Raw genomic sequence first — 25,598 nt, forward strand, 5'->3', positions numbered from 1 at the left:
AGCTTAGGCGGCGTGTAGGTGGGTGAGGGCGACACCGATTCTGGCTTCCACCTGGCTAACGTCTATCTCCAACGGCCCGGGCAGTGGTGGCGCGGTGCAGTGATAGTACATCCCGGTGGGCGTGGTGAATTCAGCTGTGTGACGGCCGGTTTCGTCCGTGTCGGTGCTGACGCGCCAGCCGGGAGCTTCCTTGACGTAGTTACAGCGTTCACACGATCCGAGGCCGTTGGTCGCGGTGGTCGGGCCGCCTCGATGATGCGGCTGGGCGTGGTCACGGTGGCGGATCGGGGCATCGCAGTAGGGCATGCGACAGCGCTGATCGCGCAACCCGATGAACGCGGCCAGCCCCTTCGGGAACCGGCGTGCCCGCGATTCCATCGCCACCAAGGCCCCCGAGCGCGGATGACGGTAGAGCCGGCGCAGCGTGGCCCGTGACCGCGTATCGGCAACCGCGTCGCGCACCAGGTTGCGGGCCACGGCCGCCGGGATGGGGCCATACCCGTCGACCACCGCCGGGGCGCGGTCGCCAGCTAACAGTGTCTCGTCGGAGAGCACCAGGTTGACCGCTACCGGTTGGGCCGCCTCGGCGGGTTGTCCGGTGACCCGCTCGACCAACGTGTCGGCCATTACCTGGCCCCGTGTCCGATCGTCGAATGTCGTGTCGGCGGCCCGCTTGAGCGCCGCATAGACCGACACGCCTCGGGCCACCGGAAGCAACGCCGTCACCCAGGTCATGGTGTCGGGGGCCGGGCGGATCGTCACCGTGCGTTCGGTCTCGGCCCTGGCGGCCCGCTCCACCACCGCCTGGGCATCGAGCCGGTAGGCAATCGCCCGGGCCGCGGCGGCGATCCGCGCATCACCCATCCCGTCCAATGCGGACATGTCGGCGCACAGCTCGGCGTCGAGTGCGCGGCGATCCTCGACGTCCAGGCAGGCCGACTCCCGCACGATCAGCGTGGCCCGCCACTCCGATAGCCGCCCGACCTCGAGCGCGGCGAGTGTGTGCGGCATCTCATACACCAACGCCTTCGCGAACCCCAGGTGGCGCCCGCCGCGCGCCGGCGAATCCCGTCGCGCCAGCGCTACTTCACTGGCCACCCCACGCCCGCGCCGCCGTGCCGGCACCCCCGCATCCGCCTCATTGCAGCGACGCAACTTGTCCAGCGCCGCCGCAGCACGTGCCTGACCGGCGGCCGCGGCCGATTTGACCCGCTCCAGCTCGGCGATCCGCGCGGTCAGGCTCGCCTCATCGTCGCGCGAATCCACGCCCGCGAGGCTCACTAAATCGAACATGTGTTCGAGTATAGCAGGCCTGGGCCACCGCGGCCACCGCACCGCGGGCCCGCAGCGTGCGAGTGCTACGCTGCCGAGCGGTCGACATCCTTTAACGATCCGTCCAGAGAGGCGGAGAAGGAGGTCAAGGTTTCCCATGGGTGCTGCGGGTGATGCCGCAATCGGCCGGGAGTCCCGCGAGTTGATGTCCGCGGCCGACGTCGGCCGCACGATTTCGCGCATCGCGCATCAGATTATCGAGAAGACCGCGTTAGATGACCCAGTCGGACCCGACGCGCCGCGGGTGGTGCTGCTGGGAATCCCGACCCGTGGCGTGACGCTGGCGAATCGCCTGGCCGGCAATATCACCGAATACAGCGGCATCCACGTCGGCCATGGCGCGCTGGACATCACCCTGTACCGCGACGATCTGATGATCAAGCCGCCGCGGCCCTTGGCGTCGACGTCGATCCCGGCCGGTGGGATCGATGACGCGCTGGTGATCCTGGTCGATGACGTGCTCTACTCCGGGCGCTCGGTGCGTTCCGCCCTGGACGCGCTGCGCGACGTGGGCCGGCCGCGGGCGGTGCAATTGGCGGTGCTGGTCGACAGGGGTCACCGGGAACTGCCGCTGCGCGCCGACTATGTGGGCAAGAACGTTCCGACCTCGCGCAGCGAGAGCGTGCACGTGCGGCTGCGCGAGCACGACGGCCGTGACGGCGTGGTGATCTCGCGATGACCCCAAGGCACCTGCTGACCGCCGCCGACCTCAGCCGCGACGACGCCACCGCCATCCTCGACGACGCCGACCGGTTTGCGCAGGCGCTGGTCGGTCGCGACATCAAGAAGCTGCCGACGCTGCGGGGCCGGACCGTCGTCACGATGTTCTATGAGAACTCCACCCGCACCCGGGTGTCGTTCGAGGTAGCGGGTAAGTGGATGAGCGCCGACGTGATCAACGTCAGCGCTGCCGGATCTTCGGTAGGCAAGGGTGAGTCGCTGCGGGATACCGCGCTGACCCTGCGCGCGGCCGGGGCTGACGCGCTGATCATCCGCCATCCCGCGTCCGGCGCCGCCCATCTGCTGGCGCAGTGGACCGGCGCCCACAACGATGGGCCGGCGGTGATCAACGCCGGTGACGGCACTCATGAACACCCCACGCAGGCGCTGCTTGATGCGCTGACCATCCGTCAGCGCCTCGGCGGCATCGAAGGCCGGCGCATCGTGATCGTCGGCGACATCCTGCACAGCCGGGTCGCCCGCTCCAACGTCATGCTGCTGGACACCCTGGGCGCCGAGGTGGTGCTGGTGGCGCCACCCACATTGCTACCGGTCGGGGTGACCGGCTGGCCGGCCACCGTCTCCCACGACTTCGATGCCGAGCTGCCCGCCGCCGACGCGGTATTGATGCTGCGGGTACAGGCCGAGCGGATGAACGGCGGTTTTTTCCCGTCCGTACGGGAGTACTCGGTCCGCTACGGGCTAACCGAGCGGCGCCAGGCGATGCTTCCCGGCCACGCCGTGGTGTTGCACCCGGGACCGATGGTGCGTGGCATGGAGATCACATCTTCGGTCGCGGACTCGTCGCAATCGGCTGTGCTGCAACAGGTTTCCAATGGAGTCCAGGTGCGGATGGCGGTGCTGTTCCATGTGCTGGTGGGAGCGCAGGATGCCGGTAAAGAGGGTGCGGCGTGAGCGTGCTGATTCGTGGTGTGCGGCCCTACGGCGAGGGGGAGCGGGTCGACGTACTCGTCGATGACGGCCAGATCGCCCAGATAGGACCGGATCTGGCGATCCCCGATACGGCCGATGTCATTGACGCCACCGGACACGTGCTGCTGCCCGGGTTCGTCGATCTGCACACCCATCTGCGCGAGCCGGGCCGCGAGTATGCCGAGGACATCGAAACCGGTTCGGCCGCGGCCGCTTTGGGCGGCTACACCGCGGTGTTCGCGATGGCCAACACCAACCCCGTGGCCGACAGCCCGGTGGTCACCGACCACGTCTGGCACCGCGGCCAGCAGGTCGGCCTGGTCGACGTGCACCCCGTCGGCGCGGTCACCGTCGGGCTGGCCGGAGCCGAGCTGACCGAGATGGGCATGATGAACGCCGGCGCCGCCCAGGTGCGGATGTTCTCCGACGACGGGGTCTGCGTGCATGACCCGCTGATCATGCGCCGCGCCCTGGAATATGCCACCGGTTTGGGCGTGCTGATCGCCCAGCACGCCGAGGAGCCCCGGCTGACGGTCGGCGCCGTCGCGCACGAGGGACCCATGGCGGCGCGGCTGGGCCTGGCGGGATGGCCGCGGGCCGCCGAGGAATCGATCGTCGCCCGCGACGCCTTGCTGGCCCGTGACGCCGGCGCCCGGGTGCACATCTGTCACGCGTCGGCCGCGGGCACCGTCGAAATCCTGAAATGGGCTAAGGACCAGGGTATTTCGATCACCGCCGAGGTCACCCCCCACCACCTGTTGCTCGACGATGCCAGATTGGCCAGCTATGACGGCGTGAACCGGGTCAACCCGCCGCTGCGCGAAGCTTCCGACGCGGTCGCCCTGCGACAGGCGCTGGCCGACGGGATCATCGACTGTGTGGCCACAGATCACGCCCCGCATGCCGAGCACGAGAAATGCGTCGAATTCGCCGCGGCCCGGCCCGGCATGCTCGGGTTGCAGACGGCATTGTCGGTGGTGGTGCAGACAATGGTGGCGCCCGGCTTGTTGAGTTGGCGCGATATCGCGCGGGTGATGAGTGAGAACCCGGCGTGCATCGCACGCTTGCCCGATCAGGGCCGGCCACTGGAGGTGGGGGAGCCGGCCAACCTGACGGTGGTGGACCCCGACGCCACCTGGACGGTCACCGGCGCCGACCTGGCCAGCCGGTCGGCCAACACGCCGTTTGAGTCGATGAGCCTGCCCGCCACCGTGACCGCGACCCTGCTGCGCGGGAAGGTGACCGCGCGCGACGGGAAGATCCGGGCATGAACTCCGGCACGCTGGCGGGGTCGCTGATCTTCGCGGCGGTGCTCGTCATGCTGATCGCGGTGCTCGCTCGGCTGATGATGCGCGGCTGGCGGCGCCGTTCGGAGCGGCAGGCGGAGCTGCTCGGCGACTTGCCCGACGTGCCCGAGCACGTGAGCTCGGCCACGGTCACCACCCGCGGCCTGTACGTGGGCGCCACGCTGTCGCCGGCCTGGAACGAGCGGGTCACCGTCGGTGATCTCGGGTATCGCAGCAAGGCGGTGCTCACCCGGTATCCGTCGGGCATCATGGTGGAACGCGCACGGGCTCAGCCGATTTGGATTCCTACGGAGTCGATCGCCGCCATTCGCATGGAACGCGGCGTCGCCGGCAAGGTGGTGGCCGGCATCGGGATACTCGCGATCCGTTGGCGACTGCCGTCCGGCACCGAGATCGATGTCGGGTTTCGGGCAGACAACCGCGACGAATACCAGGAGTGGCTGGAGGAACCCGTTTGAGCAAAGCCGTATTGGTCCTCGAAGACGGCCGGGTGTTCACCGGCAGGCCGTTCGGCGCGACCGGACAAGCGCTCGGGGAGGCCGTGTTTTCCACCGGCATGTCCGGTTATCAGGAGACGCTGACCGATCCCAGCTATCACCGTCAGATCGTGGTGGCCACCGCGCCGCAGATCGGCAACACCGGCTGGAACGGCGAGGACTCCGAAAGCCGAGGGGAGCGGATCTGGGTCGCCGGTTACGCGGTGCGCGACCCGTCGCCGCGCGCGTCCAACTGGCGCGCCACCGGCACGTTGGAAGACGAACTCATCCGCCAGCGCATCGTCGGGATCGCCGGCATCGACACCCGGGCCGTGGTGCGCCATCTGCGCAGCCGCGGGTCGATGAAGGCGGGGGTGTTCTCCGACGGGGCGCTGGCCGAGCCTGCCGACTTGATCGCGCGGGTGCGAGCACAACAGTCGATGCTGGGCGCCGATCTGGCCGGCGAGGTCAGCACCGCGGAGCCGTATGTCGTCGAACCCGACGGGCCACCGGGTGTTTCGAGGTTCACCGTGGCCGCCCTAGATCTTGGTATCAAGACCAACACTCCGCGTAACTTCGCCCGGCGCGGGATTCGCTGCCATGTGCTGCCGGCATCGACCACCTTCGAGCAGATCGCCGAACTCAACCCGCATGGCGTGTTCTTGTCCAACGGCCCCGGCGACCCGGCCACCGCCGATCACGTCGTCGCGCTTACCCGCGAGGTGCTGGGCGCCGGAATCCCGTTGTTCGGCATCTGTTTCGGCAACCAGATCCTGGGCCGCGCGCTGGGCCTGTCGACCTACAAGATGGTGTTTGGGCACCGCGGCATCAACATCCCGGTCGTCGACCACGCCACCGGTCGGGTGGCGGTGACCGCGCAAAACCATGGCTTCGCCCTTCAGGGGGAGGCGGGCCAATCCTTCGCCACCCCGTTCGGTCCCGCGGTGGTCAGCCACACCTGCGCCAACGACGGTGTGGTCGAAGGCGTCAAGCTCGTTGACGGGCGGGCGTTTTCGGTGCAATACCACCCGGAAGCCGCCGCCGGCCCGCACGATGCCGAGTACCTGTTCGACCAGTTCGTGGAGCTGATGGCAGGGGAGGGCCGCTAGTGCCCCGTCGCACCGATCTGCACCACGTGCTGGTCATCGGCTCCGGGCCGATCGTCATCGGCCAGGCGTGCGAGTTCGACTACTCCGGGACTCAGGCGTGCCGGGTGCTGCGCGCCGAGGGCTTGCAGGTCAGCCTGGTGAACTCTAATCCGGCCACCATCATGACCGACCCGGAGTTCGCCGACCACACCTACGTAGAGCCCATCACCCCGGCGTTCGTGGAGCGGGTTATCGCCCAACAGGCCGAGCGGGGCAACAAGATCGACGCCCTGCTGGCGACCCTGGGTGGGCAGACCGCGCTGAACACCGCGGTCGCGCTGTACGAGAGCGGGGTGCTGGAAAAGTACGGCGTGGAACTCATCGGCGCCGATTTCGACGCCATCCAGCGCGGCGAGGACCGGCAGCGGTTCAAGGACATCGTCGCCAAGGCCGGTGGCGAATCCGCCCGGAGCCGAGTGTGTTTCACCATGGCCGAAGTGCGTGAGACGGTCGCCGAGCTCGGCCTGCCGGTGGTGGTGCGGCCGAGCTTCACCATGGGCGGGCTGGGTTCGGGGATAGCGTACTCCACCGACGAGGTCGACCGGATGGCCGGCGCCGGGCTGGCGGCCTCGCCCAGCGCCAACGTGCTCATCGAGGAATCGATTTACGGCTGGAAGGAATTCGAACTCGAGCTGATGCGCGACGGCCACGACAACGTGGTGGTGGTGTGCTCGATCGAAAACGTCGACCCGATGGGTGTGCACACCGGCGACTCGGTCACCGTCGCGCCGGCGATGACGTTGACCGACCGGGAATACCAGCGGATGCGCGACCTGGGCATCGCGATCCTGCGCGAGGTGGGTGTGGACACCGGCGGCTGCAACATCCAGTTCGCGGTCAACCCGCGCGACGGTCGGCTGATCGTCATCGAGATGAACCCGCGGGTGTCGCGTTCCAGTGCGTTGGCGTCCAAGGCGACCGGCTTTCCGATCGCCAAGATCGCCGCCAAACTGGCCATCGGTTACACCCTCGACGAGATCGTCAACGACATCACAGGGGAAACGCCGGCCTGTTTCGAACCCACCCTGGACTACGTGGTGGTCAAGGCGCCGCGGTTCGCGTTCGAGAAGTTCCCCGGTGCCGATCCCACCCTGACCACCACCATGAAATCTGTCGGTGAGGCAATGTCGTTGGGCCGCAACTTCGTCGAGGCGCTCGGCAAGGTGATGCGCTCGCTGGAGACGACCCGCGCCGGGTTCTGGACGGCACCGGATCCCGACGGCGGCATCGAGGAAGCCCTGACCCGGCTGCGGACCCCGGCCGAAGGCCGGCTCTACGACATCGAGCTGGCGTTGCGGCTGGGTGCGACGGTGGAACGGGTGGCCGAGGCCAGCGGTGTCGACCCGTGGTTCATCGCGCAGATCAACGAGCTGGTCAATCTGCGCAACGAACTCGTCGCGGCACCCGTGCTGAACGCCGAGCTGCTGCGGCGCGCCAAGCACAGCGGACTATCGGATCACCAGATCGCGTCGCTGAGACCGGAATTGGCCGGCGAGGCCGGCGTGCGGTCACTGCGCGTGCGCCTGGGCATCCACCCGGTATACAAGACGGTGGACACCTGCGCGGCGGAGTTCGAAGCCCAAACCCCCTACCACTACAGCAGCTACGAGCTCGACCCCGCCGCCGAAACAGAGGTGGCCCCGCAGACCGAAAGGCCCAAGGTGCTGATCCTCGGTTCGGGGCCCAATCGGATCGGCCAGGGTATCGAGTTCGACTACAGCTGCGTACACGCGGCAACCACGTTGAGCCAGGCTGGCTTTGAGACCGTGATGGTCAACTGCAACCCGGAGACGGTGTCCACCGACTACGACACCGCGGACAGGTTGTACTTCGAGCCGTTGACGTTCGAGGACGTCTTGGAGGTCTACCACGCCGAAATGGAATCCGGTAGCGGTGGCCCGGGAGTGGCCGGCGTCATCGTGCAGCTCGGCGGCCAGACCCCGCTCGGGCTGGCGCACCGGCTCGCCGACGCCGGGGTCCCGATCGTGGGCACCCCACCGGAGGCCATCGACCTGGCCGAGGATCGCGGCGCGTTCGGCGACCTGCTGAGCGCCGCCGGACTGCCGGCGCCAAAGTACGGCACCGCAACCACTTTCGCCCAGGCCCGCCGGATCGCCGAGGAGATCGGCTATCCGGTGCTGGTGCGGCCGTCGTATGTGCTCGGTGGTCGCGGCATGGAGATCGTGTATGACGAAGAAACGTTGCAGGGCTACATCACCCGCGCCACTCAGCTATCCCCCGAACACCCGGTGCTCGTCGACCGCTTCCTCGAGGACGCGGTCGAGATCGACGTCGACGCGCTGTGTGATGGCGCCGAGGTCTATATCGGCGGGATCATGGAGCACATCGAGGAGGCCGGCATCCACTCCGGTGACTCGGCCTGTGCGCTGCCACCGGTCACGTTGGGCCGCAGCGACATCGCGAAGGTGCGTAAGGCCACTGAAGCCATTGCGCACGGCATCGGCGTGGTGGGGCTGCTCAACGTGCAGTACGCGCTCAAGGATGACGTGCTCTACGTCCTGGAAGCCAACCCGAGAGCGAGCCGTACCGTTCCGTTTGTATCCAAGGCCACAGCGGTGCCACTCGCCAAGGCATGCGCCCGGATCATGTTGGGCGCCACCATTGCCCAGCTGCGCGCCGAAGGCTTGCTGGCGGTCACCGGGGATGGCGCCCACGCGGCGCGAAACGCCCCCATCGCGGTCAAGGAGGCCGTGTTGCCGTTTCACCGGTTCCGGCGCGCCGACGGGGCCGCCATCGACTCGCTACTCGGCCCGGAGATGAAATCGACCGGCGAGGTGATGGGCATCGACCGCGACTTCGGCAGCGCGTTCGCCAAGAGCCAGACCGCCGCCTACGGGTCGCTGCCGGCCCAGGGCACAGTGTTCGTGTCGGTGGCCAACCGGGACAAGCGGTCGCTGGTGTTTCCGGTCAAACGATTGGCCGACCTGGGTTTTCGCGTCCTTGCCACCGAAGGCACCGCAGAGATGTTGCGCCGCAACGGTATTCCCTGCGACGACGTCCGCAAACATTTCGAGCCGGCGCAGCCCGGCCGCCCCACAATGTCGGCGGTGGACGCGATCCGAGCCGGCGAGGTCAACATGGTGATCAACACTCCCTATGGCAACTCCGGTCCGCGCATCGACGGCTATGAGATCCGTTCGGCGGCGGTGGCCGGCAACATCCCGTGCATCACCACGGTGCAGGGCGCATCCGCCGCCGTGCAGGGGATAGAGGCCGGGATCCGCGGCGACATCGGGGTGCGCTCCCTGCAGGAGCTGCACCGGGTGATCGGGGGCGTCGAGCGGTGACCGGGTTCGGTCTCCGGTTGGCCGAGGCAAAGGCACGCCGCGGCCCGTTGTGTCTGGGCATCGATCCGCATCCCGAGCTGCTGCGGGGCTGGGATCTGGCGACCACGGCCGACGGGCTGGCCGCGTTCTGCGACATCTGCGTACGGGCCTTCGCTGATTTCGCGGTGGTCAAACCGCAGGTGGCGTTTTTTGAGTCATACGGGGCTGCCGGATTCGCGGTGCTGGAGCGCACCATCGCGGAACTGCGGGCCGCAGACGTGCTGGTGTTGGCCGACGCCAAGCGCGGCGACATTGGGGCGACCATGTCGGCGTATGCGACGGCCTGGGTGGGCGACTCGCCGCTGGCCGCCGACGCCGTGACGGCCTCGCCCTATTTGGGCTTCGGTTCGCTGCGGCCGCTGCTAGAGGTCGCGGCCGCCCACGGCCGAGGGGTGTTCGTGCTGGCGGCCACCTCCAATCCCGAGGGTGCGGCGGTGCAGAATGCCGCCGCCGACGGCCGCAGCGTGGCCCAGTTGGTCGTGGACCAGGTGGGGGCGGCCAACGAGGCGGCAGGACCCGGGCCCGGATCCATCGGCGTGGTCGTCGGCGCAACGGCGCCACAGGCCCCCGATCTCAGCGCCTTCACCGGGCCGGTGCTGGTGCCCGGCGTGGGGGTGCAGGGCGGGCGCCCGGAGGCGCTGGGCGGTCTGGGCGGGGCCGCATCGAGCCAGCTGTTGCCCGCGGTGGCGCGCGAGGTCTTGCGGGCCGGCCCCGGCGTGCCCGAATTGCGCGCCGCGGGCGAACGGATGCGCGATGCCGTCGCCTATCTCGCTGCCGTGTAGCGGGTGCCCTGCCACCGCGCCGCTAAATCCCACCAGCATGGGGTGGTGAGCCCAGCGCTCGTGTGACCAAACTCACCGCCCTGGGCCGTCGTCACGCTGTGTTAACCTCTCGTTCAAATGATATTCATATTCAATAGTGGCGCTAAGTGTCCGGTTGAATCCCCGTTGAACCCCCAACAGATGGAGTCTGTGTCGTGACGTTGCGAGTCGTTCCCGAAAGCCTGGCAGGCGCCAGCGCTGCCATCGAAGCAGTGACCGCTCGCCTGGCCGCCGCGCACGCCGCGGCGGCCCCGTTTATCGCGGCGGTCATCCCGCCTGGGTCCGACTCGGTTTCGGTGTGCAACGCCGTTGAGTTCAGCGTTCACGGTAGTCAGCATGTGGCAATGGCCGCTCAGGGGGTTGAGGAGCTCGGCCGCTCGGGGGTCGGGGTGGCCGAATCGGGTGCCAGTTATGCCGCTAGGGATGCGCTGGCGGCGGCGTCGTATCTCAGCGGTGGGCTATGACCGAGCCGTGGATAGCCTTCCCTCCCGAGGTGCACTCGGCGATGCTGAACTACGGTGCGGGCGTTGGGCCGATGTTGATCTCCGCCACGCAGAATGGGGAGCTCAGCGCCCAATACGCAGAAGCGGCATCAGAGGTCGAGGAATTGTTGGGGGTGGTGGCCTCCGAGGGATGGCAGGGGCAAGCCGCCGAGGCGTTTGTCGCCGCGTACATGCCGTTTCTGGCGTGGCTGATCCAAGCCAGCGCCGACTGCGTGGAAATGGCCGCCCAGCAACACGTCGTCATCGAGGCCTACACTGCCGCGGTAGAGCTGATGCCTACTCAGGTCGAACTGGCCGCCAACCAAATCAAGCTCGCGGTGTTGGTAGCGACCAATTTCTTTGGCATCAACACCATTCCCATTGCGATCAATGAGGCCGAGTACGTGGAGATGTGGGTTCGGGCCGCCACCACGATGGCGACCTATTCAACAGTCTCCAGATCGGCGCTCTCCGCGATGCCGCACACCAGCCCCCCGCCGCTGATCCTGAAATCCGATGAACTGCTCCCCGACACCGGGGAGGACTCCGATGAAGACGGCCACAACCATGGCGGTCACAGTCATGGCGGTCACGCCAGGATGATCGATAACTTCTTTGCCGAAATCCTGCGTGGCGTCAGCGCGGGCCGCATTGTTTGGGACCCCGTCAACGGCACCCTCAACGGACTCGACTACGACGATTACGTCTACCCCGGTCACGCGATCTGGTGGCTGGCTCGAGGCCTCGAGTTTTTTCAGGATGGTGAACAATTTGGCGAACTGTTGTTCACCAATCCGACTGGGGCTTTTCAGTTCCTCCTCTACGTCGTTGTGGTGGATTTGCCGACGCACATAGCCCAGATCGCTACCTGGCTGGGCCAGTACCCGCAGTTGCTGTCGGCTGCCCTCACTGGCGTCATCGCCCACCTGGGAGCAATAACTGGTTTGGCGGGCCTATCCGGCCTGAGCGCCATTCCGTCTGCTGCGATACCCGCCGTTGTACCGGAGCTGACACCCGTCGCGGCCGCGCCGCCTATGTTGGCGGTCGCCGGGGTGGGCCCTGCAGTCGCCGCGCCGGGCATGCTCCCCGCCTCAGCACCCGCACCGGCGGCAGCGGCCGGCGCCACCGCAGCCGGCCCGACGCCGCCGGCGACTGGTTTCGGAGGCTTCCCGCCCTACCTGGTCGGCGGTGGCGGCCCAGGAATAGGGTTCGGCTCGGGACAGTCGGCCCACGCCAAGGCCGCGGCGTCCGATTCCGCTGCAGCCGAGTCGGCGGCCCAGGCCTCGGCGCGTGCGCAGGCGCGTGCTGCACGGCGGGGCCGCTCGGCGGCGAAGGCACGTGGCCATCGTGACGAATTCGTCACGATGGACATGGGTTTCGACGCGGCAGCTCCGGCCCCAGAGCACCAGCCGGGTGCCCGGGCGTCCGACTGTGGTGCGGGACCTATCGGATTTGCTGGCACGGTGCGCAAAGAGGCGGTCGTGAAAGCGGCGGGGTTGACCACGCTGGCCGGTGACGACTTCGGCGGCGGCCCAACGATGCCGATGATGCCCGGCACCTGGACCCATGATCAGGGCGTGTTCGACGAGCATCGCTGATAGCTGACTGGGCAGTGGCTGGCAAACAGCTGAGAGAGCACTCGAGAGCTATCGTCAGGGCAATGTCCGATGATGCTGAGCACCCGCGTTTGGGGCACTAGCAGCCACGATGATCCTTGTTGGGTTGCACCGCGGAGATGTCGGCGAAAATTGGCAGGGTTGCGTTGACGCAACCATGGCGCGACACGCGCGATAGGTCGCCCAACCGCGAGTGATCCCCGGCACTGCGAGTTGCGACGCCACCTGCCGCCACCAGTCGTCGGCCGTCGTCGACCGGTTGAGCAGGTCCGGAAAGCCGAAATCCATTGTTAGGCAACACTATTCATGTCCCATGCCAGCCATGCCGGCACGGACACGGGGCTCCGTCGAGAGGCCTTCGAGGTCGCCCGGCGGACCGCTGGCCGGTGGCACGTGCTACTCCCACGCTGCACGTTTGTCCCCAAAACCAGGGGGTCGGGTTAGATTTCGTCAGGAAGCCTGAGTACGGTCGTCTGCGCTGGCCGGCGTACCCGGCCGGGACAAACAACGATCGATTGATATCGATGAGAGACGGAGGAATCGTGGCCCTTCCCCAGTTGACCGACGAGCAGCGCGCGGCCGCGTTGGAGAAGGCTGCTGCCGCACGTCGAGCGCGAGCAGAGCTCAAGGATCGGCTCAAGCGTGGCGGCACCAACCTCACCCAGGTCCTCAAGGACGCGGAGAGCGATGAAGTCTTGGGCAAAATGAAGGTGTCTGCGCTGCTTGAGGCCTTGCCAAAGGTGGGCAAGGTCAAGGCGCAGGAGATCATGACCGAGCTGGAAATTGCGCCCACCCGCCGCCTTCGTGGCCTCGGTGACCGTCAGCGCAAGGCCCTGCTGGAAAAGTTCGGCTCCGCCTAACCCCGCCGGCCGACGATGCGGGCCGGAAGGCCTGTGGTGGGCGTACCCCCGCATACGGGGGAGAGGCGGCCTGACAGGGCCAGCTCACAATTCAGGCCGAACGCCCCGTGGGGGGAACCCGCCCAGGAGCGCCAGTGAGCGTCGGCGAGGGACCGGACACCAAGCCCACCGCGCGTGGCCAACCGGCGGCAGTGGGACGTGTGGTGGTGCTGTCCGGTCCTTCCGCGGTCGGCAAATCCACGGTGGTTCGGTGTCTGCGCGAGCGGATCCCGAATCTGCATTTCAGTGTCTCGGCCACGACGCGGGCGCCACGCCCGGGCGAGGTCGACGGTGTCGACTACCACTTCATCGACCCCACCCGCTTTCAGCAGCTCATCGACCAGGGTGAGTTGCTGGAATGGGCAGAAATCCACGGCGGCCTGCACCGGTCGGGCACTTTGGCCCAGCCGGTGCGGGCGGCCGCGGCGACTGGTGTGCCGGTGCTTATCGAGGTTGACCTGGCCGGGGCCAGGGCGATCAAGAAGACGATGCCCGAGGCTGTCACCGTGTTTCTGGCGCCACCTAGCTGGCAGGATCTTCAGGCCAGACTGATTGGCCGCGGCACCGAAACAGCTGACGTTATCCAACGCCGCCTGGACACCGCGCGGATCGAATTGGCAGCGCAGGGCGACTTTGACAAGGTCGTGGTGAACAGGCGATTAGAGTCTGCGTGTGCGGAATTGGTATCCTTGCTGGTGGGAACGGCACCGGGCTCCCCGTGACCCACGTCGTGACTAGTCAGTATTTAGCTTTCCAAGCCGCTCTACGCCGCCAGGAGAAATTTCACGTGAGTATCTCGCAGTCCGACGCGTCGTTGGCCGCCGTCCCCGCCGTGGATCAGTTCGATCCGTCGTCAGGTGCATCAGGTGGCTACGACACCCCGCTGGGCATCACCAATCCGCCCATCGACGAGTTGCTGGACCGCGTCTCGAGCAAATACGCCCTCGTGATCTATGCGGCAAAGCGTGCCCGGCAGATCAACGACTACTACAACCAGCTTGGCGAGGGCATCCTCGAATATGTCGGTCCGCTGGTTGAGCCGGGGTTGCAAGAGAAGCCGTTGTCCATCGCGTTGCGCGAGATCCACGCCGATCTGCTCGAGCACACCGAGGGCGAGTAGCAGGGCAGGCCTGAGGTGGTGGACCATAAACGGATCCCCAAGCAGGTAATAGTCGGTGTCTCCGGGGGCATCGCCGCCTACAAGGCGTGCACGGTTGTTCGTCAACTCACCGAGGCCAGTCATCGCGTCCGAGTCATTCCCACCGAATCCGCCCTGCGCTTCGTCGGTGCCGCGACCTTCGAGGCGCTCTCCGGTGAGCCGGTGTGCACCGACGTTTTCGCCGACGTTCCGGCGGTCCCGCATGTTCACCTCGGCCAGCAGGCCGATCTGGTCGTAGTGGCGCCGGCCACCGCCGACCTGCTGGCCCGCGCGGCGGCCGGTCGAGCCGACGATCTGCTGACCGCGACGCTGCTGACGGCGCGGTGTCCGGTGCTGTTCGCGCCGGCGATGCACACCGAGATGTGGTTGCATCCGGCCACCGTCGACAACGTGGCCACGCTGCGCCGCCGCGGCGCGGTGGTGCTCGAGCCCGCGACAGGACGGCTTACCGGCGCCGACAGCGGGGCCGGCCGACTGCCCGAGGCGGAGGAGATCACCACCCTCGCCCAGCTGCTGCTGGAGCGGCACGACGCCCTGCCCTACGATCTCGCGGGGCGAAAGCTGCTGGTTACCGCCGGTGGCACACGCGAGCCGATCGATCCGGTGCGCTTTATCGGCAACCGCAGCTCCGGCAAGCAGGGCTATGCGGTGGCGCGGGTGGCCGCCCAGCGCGGCGCCGACGTTACTTTGATCGCTGGGCATACCGCAGGGCTCGTCGATCCCGCCGGCGTCGAGGTGGTGCACGTCAGCTCGGCCCAGCAACTCGCCGACGCGGTGTCCAAGCACGCTCCGACCGCCGACGTATTGGTGATGGCGGCGGCCGTCGCCGACTTCCGGCCCGCGCAGGTTGCCACCGCCAAAATCAAGAAAGGCGTCGAAGGCCCACCGACCATCGAGCTGCTGCGCAACGACGACGTGCTGGCCGGGGTGGTGCGGGCCCGAGCCCATGGACAACTGCCCAACATGCGGGCCATTGTGGGCTTCGCAGCCGAGACCGGCGACGCCAATGGCGACGTGCTCTTTCATGCCCGAGCTAAACTGCGACGCAAAGGCTGCGATCTGTTAGTCGTCAATGCCGTCGGCGAAGGCAGGGCCTTTGAGGTAGACAGCAACGACGGCTGGCTACTGGCGTCCGATGGTACCGAGTCGGCATTGCAGCACGGCTCCAAGACACTGATGGCGAGCCGTATCGTTGATGCAATCGTCACGTTCCTGGCAGGCTGTAGCAGCTAACGGGTCCGGCGGCCGGTTCTGTACGGGTCCTGGACAGGTGCTGGACGATCCCTTGCTCGATTGGACGAGCTGAGATTGATGCCTGAGGATATAATTCGGCTAACTATTTATCGGAAGGATGACGATAGTGAGCGAAAAGGGTCGGCTGTTTACCAGTGAGTCGGTGACAGAGGGACATCCCGACAAGATCTGTGACGCCATCAGCGACTCGGTTCTGGACGCGCTTCTAGCGGCGGACCCGCGCTCACGTGTCGCGGTCGAGACGCTGGTGACCACCGGGCAGGTGCACGTGGTGGGTGAGGTGACCACCTCGGCTAAGGAGGCGTTTGCCGACATCACCAACACGGTCCGCGCACGGATCCTCGAGATCGGCTACGACTCGTCGGACAAGGGTTTCGACGGGGCGACCTGCGGGGTGAACATCGGCATCGGCGCACAGTCACCCGACATCGCCCAGGGGGTCGACACCGCCCACGAGGCCCGGGTCGAGGGCGCGGCCGATCCGCTGGACTCCCAGGGCGCCGGTGACCAGGGCCTGATGTTCGGCTACGCGATCAATGCCACCCCGGAACTGATGCCACTGCCCATCGCGCTGGCCCACCGACTGTCGCGGCGGCTGACCGAGGTCCGCAAGAACGGGGTGCTGCCCTACCTGCGTCCGGATGGCAAGACGCAGGTCACTATCGCCTACGAGGACAACGTTCCGGTGCGGCTGGATACCGTGGTCATCTCCACCCAGCACGCGGCCGATATCGACCTGGAGAAGACGCTTGATCCCGACATCCGGGAAAAGGTGCTCAACACCGTGCTCGACGACCTGGCCCACGAAACCCTGGACGCGTCGACGGTGCGGGTGCTGGTGAACCCGACCGGCAAGTTCGTGCTCGGCGGGCCGATGGGCGATGCCGGGCTCACCGGCCGCAAGATCATCGTCGACACCTACGGCGGCTGGGCCCGCCACGGCGGCGGCGCCTTCTCCGGCAAGGATCCGTCCAAGGTGGACCGGTCGGCGGCGTACGCGATGCGCTGGGTGGCCAAGAATGTCGTCGCCGCCGGGTTGGCTGAACGGGTCGAGGTGCAGGTGGCCTACGCCATCGGTAAAGCGGCACCCGTCGGCCTGTTCGTCGAGACGTTCGGTACCGAGACGGAAGACCCGGTCAAGATCGAGAAGGCCATCGGCGAGGTATTCGACCTGCGCCCCGGTGCCATCATCCGCGACCTGAACCTGTTGCGCCCGATCTATGCGCCGACCGCCGCCTACGGGCACTTCGGCCGCACCGACGTCGAATTACCGTGGGAGCAGCTCGACAAGGTCGACGACCTCAAGCGCGCCATCTAGCGTCGAGGGCGCGAGCAGACGCAGAATCGCACGCGGAAAGGCTTCCGCGTGCGATTCTGCGTCTGCTCGGCGCTAGCTGCTGATGCGGTAGTCGCCGAGGTCGAACCGCCGGCTGCGCCAGTAGGCTTCGACCGTGGTGGTCGGGCGCAACGGGACGTCACCGTTCTTGTCGAAGTAATAGCTGTTGGCCAGCCGACAACTGTCCTGCCAGAAGACCTGGCGGTGCCGGCGGCGCATCACCTCCGCGAAATAGCGAGCGTTGGCTTCTTCGGTCACCTCGATGCGGGTGGCGCCGGTGCGGCGGGCTCGCTTCAGGCACCGGATGATGTGGTGTGCCTGCGTCTCGATGAGCGCGAAGTACGACGACCCGACGTAGCCGTACGGTCCGAACACGGTGAAGAAGTTCGGGTAGCCGGGAACGCTGACGCCCTCATAGGCCTGCAGCCGATGCTCGTCCCAGAACCGGCTCAAGGACGCACCGCCAGTTCCGGTGACGGCATAGGTCGGGATGCTGTCGGTGTCTAGCACCTTGAAGCCGGTCGCCAGCACCAGCACATCGATCTCGTGGCTGGCGCCGTCGGTGGTGGCCACCGCAGTGGGTGTGATCTTGTCGATCGGCTCGGTGACCAGCCGCACGTTGTCCCGGTTGAACGTCGACAGATAGGTGTTGTGGAAGCCGGGCCGCTTGCACCCCACCGCGTATCGGGGGGTGAGTTGCTCGCGCACCACCGGATCGTGGACCTGTTGGCGCAGGTAGCGCCGTCCCGCTGACTCCATGTGCTTGGCCAACGGAAACACCGCGAAGTAGTGCGCCGCGATGGGGAACGTTGCTTCCACGAAGGCCTGGCTGAGCAGCCGGTGGACGGCTTTGCCGCCGGGAATCCGCATCGCCCAGCGGACGGCTGTGGGCAGTGGAACGTCGAATTTGGGGAAACACCAAATAGGGGTGCGCTGAAAAACGGTGAGGTGGGAGACAATTGGCGCCATCTCGGGAATGACCTGCACCGCCGAGGCCCCGGTGCCGATGATCCCGACGCGCTTGCCGGTCAGGTCCTGGGTGTGATCCCAGCGTGCGGTGTGCATGGTGACGCCTTCAAACGAGTCCACCCCGTCGATGTCGGGTAGTTTGGGCACCGTCAGAATGCCGCATGCGCTGATCAGGAACCTGGCTGTGATTTCGCCGCCCGGGTCCGTTTGCACCCGCCACAGGCTGTGCTCGTCATCGAACTCGGCGGCAAGCACCTTGGTGTTCAACCGGATCCGCGACCGGATGCCGTATTTGTCGACGCAGTGTTCGGCGTAGGCCTTCAGCTCGTGTCCGGGTGCATAGGTGCGCGACCAGTGCCGGCTCTGCTCGAAAGAGAACTGATAGGAGAAGGACGGAATATCCACGGCGATACCGGGATAGGTGTTCCAGTGCCAGGTCCCGCCGACACCGTCGCCGGCTTCGACCACGAGGTAGTCGCTGAATCCCGCCCGGTCGAGCTTGATTGCGGCGCCGATCCCGGAGAACCCGGCGCCGACGATCAGTGCGTGGTAGTCGGGCATCATCGCCTCCTCCCGATGACGTGTACTCCGTGCTTGGGTCGCAGGGTCAGCGTCGCCTCGAGTTCGACGTGATAGCCAGGGGCGAGGTCAAAGGTGAAGTGTTGACTCATGATTGCCGCCATCAAAACCATCTCCATCAGGGCGAAGCTCTGTCCGATGCAGATGCGTCGGCCGCCACCGAACGGCAGGTATGCGCAGCGAGGACGGTCCGTGGGGCACCGCAAAAACCGGCCAGGATCGAATCTATCCGGGTCGGGCCACCAGCGCGGGTCGTGGTGAATGTGGTGAATCGGGATGACGACGGTGGTGCCGCGGCGAATTCGGTGTCCGTCGATGATGTCATCATCGACGGCCTCGCGCGCGATTATCCACACCGACGAGAAGTAGCGTTGCGATTCCTGCAGGCACGCGGTGGTCCAGGCCAGCTTGCCCAGGTCGTCGGCGGTCGGGCGGCGCATGCCCAGCACGTCGTCCAGCTCGGTGAGCATGTGGTCGCGGGCCTGCGGGTTCAGCGCCATCAGATACCAGAACCAGGACATGGCGTTGGCGGTGGTTTCGTGGCCGGCGAGCATGAACGTCAGAGCTTCATCGCGTACTCGCTGGCGGGGCCAGATTCCGCCGTCGGCGCTCAGCAACACGTTGAGCAGGTCCGCGGAGTTAGTCGGCTCGGCCAGTCGCCGATCGATCACCGAGTTGATGGCGCGATCCAGGGTCAGCGTGATCTCTTGCATTTCCCGCAACGGCGGCGGCAGATGAACACCCGAGTAGATACACCAGATCAGCGTGTCGTAAACCGTCCGCGGCATCAGCCCCCACAGCCCCAGCCGCTCCAGCTTTTCCGCCCGCCGCAGGCCGCGAGTCGCAAGATCGTGCATGGACTGCACCAACGGCCCGAAGTCCTGGCTGAACAGGGCGTTGGCGACTACCCGCAATGTCGTCTCGACCATGCTTTGGTGCATGTCGAACTGCGCGCCGGGCACCCGCGCGGCGGTGACGTCGGCGATTGGGTCGATCATCAGACCGACGAGTCCGCGCAGGTGGCGCCGGGCGAAGGTCGAGTTTAACGCGCCGCGATGTCTTGCCCATGAGTCGCCCTCGTCGGTGAGCAAGTTAAGACCGGCGGTGGCCCGGATCGGTCCGTATTCGTCGGATTTGACATATTTCAGGCGGGCCTCGTGCAGCACATGGTCGACGTAGTCGGGGTGACTGATCGAGACAAAACGTCTGCCAGCACAACGAAATCGGGTGATGTCGCTGCCGCGTAGCCGGCCCAGGAAGCCGTCGCCGGCGTCGAATCCGATGGTGATGGCTTCCCGGGTCATCGTCCAGGTGCTCATCCGCTTGGCCGGTCCCTTCAGGGGCCGCTGGGTGGTGGCGGTGGCCATGACTTCACTGTATGGATGACGCTGACTGGCCCGAAATGAGACTATGGGACAAAGTGTTGTGAGTTTAGGACAGCCTCGTGGGACATCTACCGCCTCCGGCCGAGGTGAGGCATCCGGTGTATGCGACCCGGGTGCTGTGTGAGGTGGCCAACGAGCGCGGGGTGCCGACCGCTGATGTGCTGGCGGGCACGGCGATCGAGCCGGCCGACCTCGACGATCCGGACGCGGTGGTCGGTGCGCTTGACGAGATCACCGCGGTGCGCCGGTTGCTGGCCCGATTGCCCGACGACGCCGGTATCGGGATCGACGTAGGCAGCCGGTTCGCGCTCACCCACTTCGGGTTGTTCGGGTTTGCCGTGATGTCATGTGGCACCCTTCGCGAACTGCTTACCATCGCGATGCGCTATTTCGCGTTGACCACCATGCACGTCGACATCACGTTGTTTGAAACCGCCGACGATTGCCTGGTCGAACTGGATGCCAGCCACTTGCCGGCCGATGTCCGTGGATTCTTCATCGAGCGCGATATTGCCGGAATCATCGCGACGACAACGAGTTTCGCGCTTCCGTTAGCCGCGAAGTATGCGGATCAAGTATCGGCCGAACTGGCGGTTGACGCGGAATTGTTGCGCCCGTTGCTCGAGCTTGTGCCGGTGCACGACGTCGCATTCGGGCGCGCGCACAACCGGGTGCACTTCCCGCGTGCCATGTTCGACGAGCCGTTGCCGCAGGCCGACCGCCATACGTTGGAAATGTGTATTGCACAATGCGACGTGCTGATGCAACGCAACGAGCGACGCCGTGGCATCACGGCCTTGGTGCGCAGCAAGCTGTTTCGCGATTCCGGGCTTTTCCCAACGTTTACCGACGTTGCTGGCGAACTTGACATGCATCCGCGGACGCTGCGGCGTCGACTTGCCGAGGAAGGCACTTCGTTTCGGGCCTTGCTGGGCGAGGCGCGCTCCACCGTGGCCGTCGACCTGCTACGCAACGTCGGGCTGACGGTGCAGCAGGTGTCCACCCGGCTGGGCTACACCGAAGTCTCGACGTTCTCGCATGCGTTCAAACGCTGGTATGGCGTTGCGCCCAGCGAATATTCGCGCCGCGGGTAGACCAGCCCTTTTCAGGGTTTCGCGGCCCGCGTCGGTTTGGTCGGGTTAGGCGGGGCCGGGCTGGCCGGGCGGACCGGGTTGGCCGGGCTGGCCGAACAGGGTTCCCCCGGTCCCGCCGACGCCGCCGCCCCCGCCGTTGCCGGGGGTGCCATCGTTGCCGGCCCCACCGTTTCCGCCGGCGCCGCCGCCCCCGCCGTTGCCGATTAGGACGGCGGCCCCACCGTTTCCGCCGGTCCCGCCGTTGCCGCCGGTACCGTCCTCGCCGGCGGTGCCGCCCTTTCCGCCGGTCCCGCCGGTCCCGGCGTCGCCGATCAGGCCGGCGGCACCGCCTCGCCCGCCGGTCCCGCCGGCGCCGCCCTTGCCGAACACGCCGAAGCCGTCGCCGCCCTTGCCGCCGGTGCCGCCGGTGCCGCCGGTGCCGTAGAGTTGTCCGCCGTTGCCACCGGCCCCGCCGGCACCACCAATTCCGCCATTGCCGTCGGGCCCCTGGGCGCTGTGCCCGCCGGCCCCGCCGGTGCCGCCGTGGCCAATCAGACCGGCGGACCCGCCGGCTCCGCCAGCACCGCCAAGACCGTTCGGACTGGTGACGGTCCCGCCTGCCCCCCCGGTGCCGCCGTTGCCAATGAGTTGCCCACCAGCGCCGCCGGCTCCACCGGCGCCGCCGCCCTGGCCACGGATATCACCGCCGTTGCCGCCGGCACCGCCGTCGCCGATCAGCCAGGCATTGCCACCGGCCCCGCCGGCGCCGCTAATTGCGCCTTGCCCGCCGTTGCCGCCGGCACCGCCGTTGCCGATGAGCCCGCCGGTACCGCCGGCACCGCCCGCGCCCCCGAAGTTATTCTCCCCGACTTTGCCTCCAACCCCAGTTTGCCCGCCGCGCCCGCCGGCCCCGCCGCTGCCCGACAGGCCGCGGCCGTCGCCGCCGGTGCCGCCGGCCCCGCCGTTGCCTCCTGAGCTGACGCCGGTTCCGCCCTGCCCGCCGTGTCCGCCGGCGCCGCCGTCGCCGTGCAGCCAGCCACCACCGCCACCGGCGCCGCCGATACCCCCCGTGCCGCCGTCGCCGGACTTGCCGCCACCGACCCCCCCTTGCCCGCCGGTGCCGCCGGACCCTCCGCTGCCCCACAATCCGGCGGCGCCGCCGGCACCGCCGGCACCGCCGACACCACCGGGGTCGCCGGCCACCCCGACCCCGCCATTGCCGCCGGCCCCGCCGTTGCCCCACAGCCATCCGCCGGCCCCGCCGGCACCACCGGACGCGCCGGTGCCACCCAGGCCGCCGGCCCCGCCGTGGCCGATCAGCCCGGCCGCCCCGCCCGCACCGCCGGCCTGACCGGTGGCGCCGGACCCGCCGTTGCCGCCGTTGCCGTACAGGATCCCGCCGGCCCCGCCGGCCTGCCCGGTCCCCGGCGCCCCGTCGGCGCCGTGGCCGATCAGCGGGCGCCCCAGCAGCGCCATGGTCGGCGCGTTGATCGCACCCAGCAGCTGCTGCTCGACGTTGGCGGCCTCGGCGCTGGCATACGCGCCTGCCGTGCTCGTGAGGGTCTGCACGATCTGCTGGTGAAACGCCGCCGCCTGAGTTCTCAGCGCCTGATAGGTCTGCGCGTGGCCGCTAAACAGCGCCGCCACGGCGGCGGACACCTCATCGGCACCGGCGGCCAGCACACGCGTCGTGGCGGCCGCGGCCGCAGCATTGGCCGTGCTGATCGCCGAGCCGATGCTTGCCAGATCCGTCGCCGCCGCGCCCAGCATTTCCGGCTGTGCAAACAAAAACGACATGACCGTCCCCCTGAATCCTGTGGGTATGAGCAGACTTGTCGTGATCGTGCAGCATAAGCGCAGGTGATATAGGCCATCATTGGTAATGTTATAGAAACGTTATAGGTGATCTTGACCTTGTCAAATTGTTCGACAAGGAGTGCGGTCTTATTGCAACTTTGTTTATTAATGTCGCGCGGCCCGCGGCCTGGGACCTCCGTCGGACAGCGGCGACACGATGCAACTATGGGGGCCGCAGCGAGGTGTCGTCGGTGTCATGCCCGCGGTCGGTGCCCCGGCACCGCAAATGGTGGTTTCAGCTGCTCGAACATGGGGAAATGCCACACGTTGAGGGTTGCCAATTGCAGGTCCTGGACGTCGGCGGTAGCAGCTATCAGATAGTCGCCAAGTCCAATCCGGTTGTGGCTGCGACGATATCGGCGCATCATGTCGCCGGCGCGGCGTGCGATTACCTCGGTTGCTGGCTGTACCCGAAACGATGCAAGCAGGCGCCACACCTCGCGCCGTTCGGCGGTCCGCATTCCGCCGATGAGTTCGGCGGTGGACACCACGCTGATCGCCAGCGGTCCGTCCTTGCGGGCGCTGACAAGCCAATCGCGAGCAGCAACGACACCCCGCAAATGCGCGATCAGCACATCGGAGTCGACAAGGATCATGAGGTGGCGCGCCACACCTGGGCAAGGTGCTGTTCACGACCACCGGAGCGACGCACCGGCGGATCCAGGTGGCGAAGCGTGCCGAACGAATCGTTTATAGCCTGCAGGTCCGATGCAAGGTCGTCCCCAGCGGTGGTGAGGGCTCGGTTCAGCAGGAGGCGGATCAGCTCGGCGCGCGAAACACCTTCTTGCGCGGCCAACTTGTCGAGGCTTGCCGTCTGCTCCTCGTCGAGGTAGATGTTGGTCCGCTTCATACACCATATCATACATCACAATGTGCGGCCCGGGCGGCACCGCGGCGGGCGGCGATTCAGCCGACCGGGCATGCCGCCGACGTTATGCGTGCAACGCCCTCTTCAGCGCCGCCAAGCCGCGGCCGGTGGCTTCGGCCGCGGCGGGCACCACCAGGGCGAAGTTGACGTAGCCGTGCACCATGGTGGGCTCGTTGCTTAGCTCTACGGAAACCCCTGCGGCCGTGAGCAATTCGGCGTAGCAAGCACCGTCGTCGCGCAGCGGATCATGCTCGGCGGTGCCGATGAAGGCGGGAGGCAGGCCGGACAGGTCAGCGTTTCCCGGGGCCAGTGTCGTGGGCAGCATCGTGTGATCACTGATGTCCAGCCCCGGCACATACCAGGCCAGGAACGCGTCGATGACGTCACGGTCCAGGATTGGCGCATCGGCATTTTCGGTGAAAGACGGCAGCGACAGGTCGGCCATGGTCGTCGGGTACCACAGCAGCTGGAACACCAGCGGCGGTCCGCCGACATCCCGGGCCAACTGCGCCATGACCGCCGAGATGTTGCCGCCCGCAGAGTCACCGGCCACGGCGATCCGGCTCGGGTCACCGCCCAGTTCGGCGGCGTTTTCGCCGACCCAGCGCAATGCCGCCCAGCTGTCGTCGATCCCGGCCGGGTAGGGATGTTCCGGGGCAAGCCGGTAGTCGACGGACACCACGATGGCCTGCGCGCCGACGGCGTGGGCGCGGGCGACGGGGTCGTGGGTGTCCAGACCGCCGAGCGACCAGCCGCCACCGTGGTAGTAGACAACCACGGGCAGGTTGTCGCGAACGACCGGCGGCCAGTAGACGCGGACCGGAATGTCGGTGAGCCCGTCGTAGCCAACGGTCCGTTCCTCGATCCGTAGCTCCGGCAGCAACTCCGGGGGTGTCTTCAGCTGGCGGAGCCGCGCGCGGGCGACTTCGACACCGTCGGCCGCGGTGAAGGTCACCGGAAAGGTATCGAGCAGCATCTTCAGCACGGGATCGATATCAGGCCGGGCGACGGTCGGCTCTGTCATGGGCCTACCGTACGACCGCCAGGCCTATCCGTGTAGCACAACCCGTAGCGCCACCAGCCCACGGTTGGTGGCCTCGGTGGCGGCGGGCACCACACCGGCATAGCCAACGTAGCCGTGCACCAGCGTCTGGGCGTTGTGCACCTCGACGGGAACACCGGCGGCGGCCAGCAGCTCGCCGTACCGAATCCCGTCGTCGCGCAAAGGGTCGTAGCCGGCGACAGCGATGTAGGCCGGCGGCAGGTCGGCCAGGTTCTCCGCTCGGCCGGGCGCCATTGGCGCTGGCGGGTTGTGCAAGTCGATTTCGCCTGCGTACCAACGGGAGAACGCGGCAATTGCCTTGACGTCGAGGATCGGTGCGTCGGCATTCTCGGCCAACGACGGCAGCGATTGGTCCCACAGAGTGGAGGGATACCACAACAGCTGAAACACAATGGGCGGGCCGCCCATATCGCGGGCTCGCTGCGCGATCACCGCGGCGATGGTGCCGCCGGCGGAATCTCCGGCGACGGCGATGCGGCCGAGGTCAGCACCGACCTGGCGGCCATGCTCGGCGACCCACCGCGTTGCGGCCCAAGCATCTTCGATGGCAGCGGGGTAGGGGTGCTCAGGCGCCAGCCGGTAGTCGACGGACACGACAATCGCGTCAGCGCCGACGGCGTGCTGGCGGCAGGTGCCATCGTGCGTGTCGAGGTCGCCCATGACGAATCCGCCGCCATGGAAATACAGCACAACGGGCGCCTCGGCTTGATCGGGACACGTTGGCGGCCAATAGATCCGGGTCCCGATCGGCCCCGCCGGTCCATCGATCGCAAGGTCAACGACCCGCAGCTCGGGGTGCACCGGCTGGCGCGGTAGATCGCGCAACCGCTGGCGCACGGCCTCGATCCCATCGTCGATCGATAGCCGAAACGGAACCGCATCCAGTACCTTCAGCAGGATGGGGTCGATCGCGGGTTTCTCGTCGGCGGTGTTGTCCAAACTGGGCATACCGGTACCGTACGCACCTCGCTTGC

23 protein-coding genes are annotated in these 25,598 nt (G+C 67.3%); 15 read left to right on the top strand and 8 right to left on the bottom strand.

What is annotated here, in order from left to right; translation table 11 throughout:
• Window positions 1-3 precede the first annotated feature (3 nt).
• Window positions 4-1,431, bottom strand: a complete 1,428-nt coding sequence (locus tag Rv1378c) for a hypothetical protein (protein NP_215894.1) — start codon at window positions 1,429-1,431, stop codon at window positions 4-6.
• On the opposite strand from Rv1378c, the gene pyrR reads away from it, so the two are divergent.
• The 14 genes from pyrR (at window position 1,430) to metK (ending at window position 16,812) form a co-directional block, all read left to right on the top strand.
• Window positions 1,430-2,011: a bifunctional pyrimidine operon regulatory protein/uracil phosphoribosyltransferase gene (gene pyrR, locus Rv1379; protein NP_215895.1), complete on the top strand. Its 582-nt coding sequence runs from the start codon at window positions 1,430-1,432 to the stop codon at window positions 2,009-2,011. The two genes, Rv1378c and pyrR, sit on opposite strands and share 2 nt — an antisense overlap.
• Window positions 2,008-2,967, top strand: coding sequence for an aspartate carbamoyltransferase (pyrB, locus tag Rv1380; protein ID NP_215896.1), 960 nt, complete (start codon window positions 2,008-2,010; stop codon window positions 2,965-2,967). The genes pyrR and pyrB overlap by 4 nt, the downstream gene beginning before the upstream one ends.
• Window positions 2,964-4,256 carry a dihydroorotase gene (gene pyrC / locus Rv1381; RefSeq protein ID NP_215897.1) on the top strand — a complete coding sequence of 431 codons (1,293 nt, stop codon included), beginning with the start codon at window positions 2,964-2,966 and terminating at the stop codon, window positions 4,254-4,256. The genes pyrB and pyrC overlap by 4 nt, the downstream gene beginning before the upstream one ends.
• The gene (locus Rv1382; protein ID NP_215898.1) at window positions 4,253-4,750 is read left to right on the top strand and encodes a hypothetical protein; all 498 of its coding nucleotides are present in this window, start codon (window positions 4,253-4,255) and stop codon (window positions 4,748-4,750) included. The genes pyrC and Rv1382 overlap by 4 nt, the downstream gene beginning before the upstream one ends.
• Window positions 4,747-5,877 (top strand): carbamoyl-phosphate synthase small subunit, encoded by a 1,131-nt coding sequence (carA, locus tag Rv1383; RefSeq protein NP_215899.1) that lies wholly within the window; start codon window positions 4,747-4,749, stop codon window positions 5,875-5,877. Before Rv1382 ends, carA begins: the two co-directional genes overlap by 4 nt.
• Complete coding sequence (gene carB / locus Rv1384) at window positions 5,877-9,224, top strand: carbamoyl-phosphate synthase large subunit (RefSeq protein YP_177804.1); 3,348 nt, start codon at window positions 5,877-5,879, stop codon at window positions 9,222-9,224. Before carA ends, carB begins: the two co-directional genes overlap by 1 nt.
• Complete coding sequence (pyrF, locus tag Rv1385; protein ID NP_215901.1) at window positions 9,221-10,045, top strand: orotidine 5'-phosphate decarboxylase; 825 nt, start codon at window positions 9,221-9,223, stop codon at window positions 10,043-10,045. The genes carB and pyrF overlap by 4 nt, the downstream gene beginning before the upstream one ends.
• 194 nt (window positions 10,046-10,239) lie before the next feature.
• Window positions 10,240-10,548: a PE family protein PE15 gene (gene PE15 / locus Rv1386; RefSeq protein ID YP_177805.1), complete on the top strand. Its 309-nt coding sequence runs from the start codon at window positions 10,240-10,242 to the stop codon at window positions 10,546-10,548.
• Window positions 10,545-12,164 carry a PPE family protein PPE20 gene (PPE20, locus tag Rv1387; protein YP_177806.1) on the top strand — a complete coding sequence of 540 codons (1,620 nt, stop codon included), beginning with the start codon at window positions 10,545-10,547 and terminating at the stop codon, window positions 12,162-12,164. Before PE15 ends, PPE20 begins: the two co-directional genes overlap by 4 nt.
• Window positions 12,165-12,469: 305 nt before the next feature.
• Window positions 12,470-13,042 (top strand): integration host factor MihF, encoded by a 573-nt coding sequence (mihF, locus tag Rv1388; protein ID NP_215904.1) that lies wholly within the window; start codon window positions 12,470-12,472, stop codon window positions 13,040-13,042.
• Between the two features lie 134 nt (window positions 13,043-13,176).
• Entirely contained in the window at window positions 13,177-13,803 is a 627-nt protein-coding gene (gene gmk / locus Rv1389; protein NP_215905.1) for a guanylate kinase, read from the top strand.
• A gap of 65 nt (window positions 13,804-13,868) precedes the next feature.
• Window positions 13,869-14,201 (top strand): DNA-directed RNA polymerase subunit omega, encoded by a 333-nt coding sequence (rpoZ, locus tag Rv1390; protein NP_215906.1) that lies wholly within the window; start codon window positions 13,869-13,871, stop codon window positions 14,199-14,201.
• A 15-nt stretch (window positions 14,202-14,216) separates the two neighbouring features.
• Window positions 14,217-15,473 (top strand): bifunctional phosphopantothenoylcysteine decarboxylase/phosphopantothenate--cysteine ligase, encoded by a 1,257-nt coding sequence (dfp, locus tag Rv1391; protein ID NP_215907.1) that lies wholly within the window; start codon window positions 14,217-14,219, stop codon window positions 15,471-15,473.
• A 127-nt stretch (window positions 15,474-15,600) separates the two neighbouring features.
• The gene (metK, locus tag Rv1392; protein NP_215908.1) at window positions 15,601-16,812 is read left to right on the top strand and encodes an S-adenosylmethionine synthetase; all 1,212 of its coding nucleotides are present in this window, start codon (window positions 15,601-15,603) and stop codon (window positions 16,810-16,812) included.
• Window positions 16,813-16,884: 72 nt separating this feature from the next.
• On the opposite strand, the gene Rv1393c is transcribed toward metK, so the two are convergent.
• Window positions 16,885-18,363 carry a monoxygenase gene (locus Rv1393c; protein NP_215909.1) on the bottom strand — a complete coding sequence of 493 codons (1,479 nt, stop codon included), beginning with the start codon at window positions 18,361-18,363 and terminating at the stop codon, window positions 16,885-16,887.
• Window positions 18,360-19,745: a cytochrome P450 Cyp132 gene (cyp132, locus tag Rv1394c; RefSeq protein ID YP_177807.1), complete on the bottom strand. Its 1,386-nt coding sequence runs from the start codon at window positions 19,743-19,745 to the stop codon at window positions 18,360-18,362. The genes Rv1393c and cyp132 overlap by 4 nt, the downstream gene beginning before the upstream one ends.
• A 77-nt stretch (window positions 19,746-19,822) precedes the next feature.
• Here cyp132 and Rv1395 point away from each other — a divergent pair, with 77 nt between their 5' ends.
• Entirely contained in the window at window positions 19,823-20,857 is a 1,035-nt protein-coding gene (locus Rv1395; RefSeq protein ID YP_177808.1) for an HTH-type transcriptional regulator, read from the top strand.
• A 45-nt stretch (window positions 20,858-20,902) separates the two neighbouring features.
• Here Rv1395 and PE_PGRS25 read toward each other — a convergent pair whose 3' ends face one another.
• The 5 genes from PE_PGRS25 to lipI all read right to left on the bottom strand — a co-directional run bounded on the left by PE_PGRS25 (window position 20,903) and on the right by lipI (window position 25,572).
• Window positions 20,903-22,633 carry a PE-PGRS family protein PE_PGRS25 gene (PE_PGRS25, locus tag Rv1396c; RefSeq protein ID YP_177809.1) on the bottom strand — a complete coding sequence of 577 codons (1,731 nt, stop codon included), beginning with the start codon at window positions 22,631-22,633 and terminating at the stop codon, window positions 20,903-20,905.
• Between the two features lie 254 nt (window positions 22,634-22,887).
• Complete coding sequence (vapC10, locus tag Rv1397c; RefSeq protein NP_215913.1) at window positions 22,888-23,289, bottom strand: ribonuclease VapC10; 402 nt, start codon at window positions 23,287-23,289, stop codon at window positions 22,888-22,890.
• On the bottom strand, window positions 23,286-23,543 hold the full coding sequence (vapB10, locus tag Rv1398c; protein NP_215914.1) for an antitoxin VapB10: 258 nt from the start codon (window positions 23,541-23,543) through the stop codon (window positions 23,286-23,288). Before vapB10 ends, vapC10 begins: the two co-directional genes overlap by 4 nt.
• An 82-nt stretch (window positions 23,544-23,625) precedes the next feature.
• Window positions 23,626-24,585: a carboxylesterase NlhH gene (nlhH, locus tag Rv1399c; protein NP_215915.1), complete on the bottom strand. Its 960-nt coding sequence runs from the start codon at window positions 24,583-24,585 to the stop codon at window positions 23,626-23,628.
• Between the two features lie 24 nt (window positions 24,586-24,609).
• The gene (gene lipI, locus Rv1400c; protein NP_215916.1) at window positions 24,610-25,572 is read right to left on the bottom strand and encodes a lipase; all 963 of its coding nucleotides are present in this window, start codon (window positions 25,570-25,572) and stop codon (window positions 24,610-24,612) included.
• Window positions 25,573-25,598: the final 26 nt, after the last annotated feature.

The organism is Mycobacterium tuberculosis H37Rv, from assembly GCF_000195955.2.
In the GTDB taxonomy this organism is placed as follows: Bacteria; Actinomycetota; Actinomycetes; order Mycobacteriales; family Mycobacteriaceae; genus Mycobacterium; species Mycobacterium tuberculosis.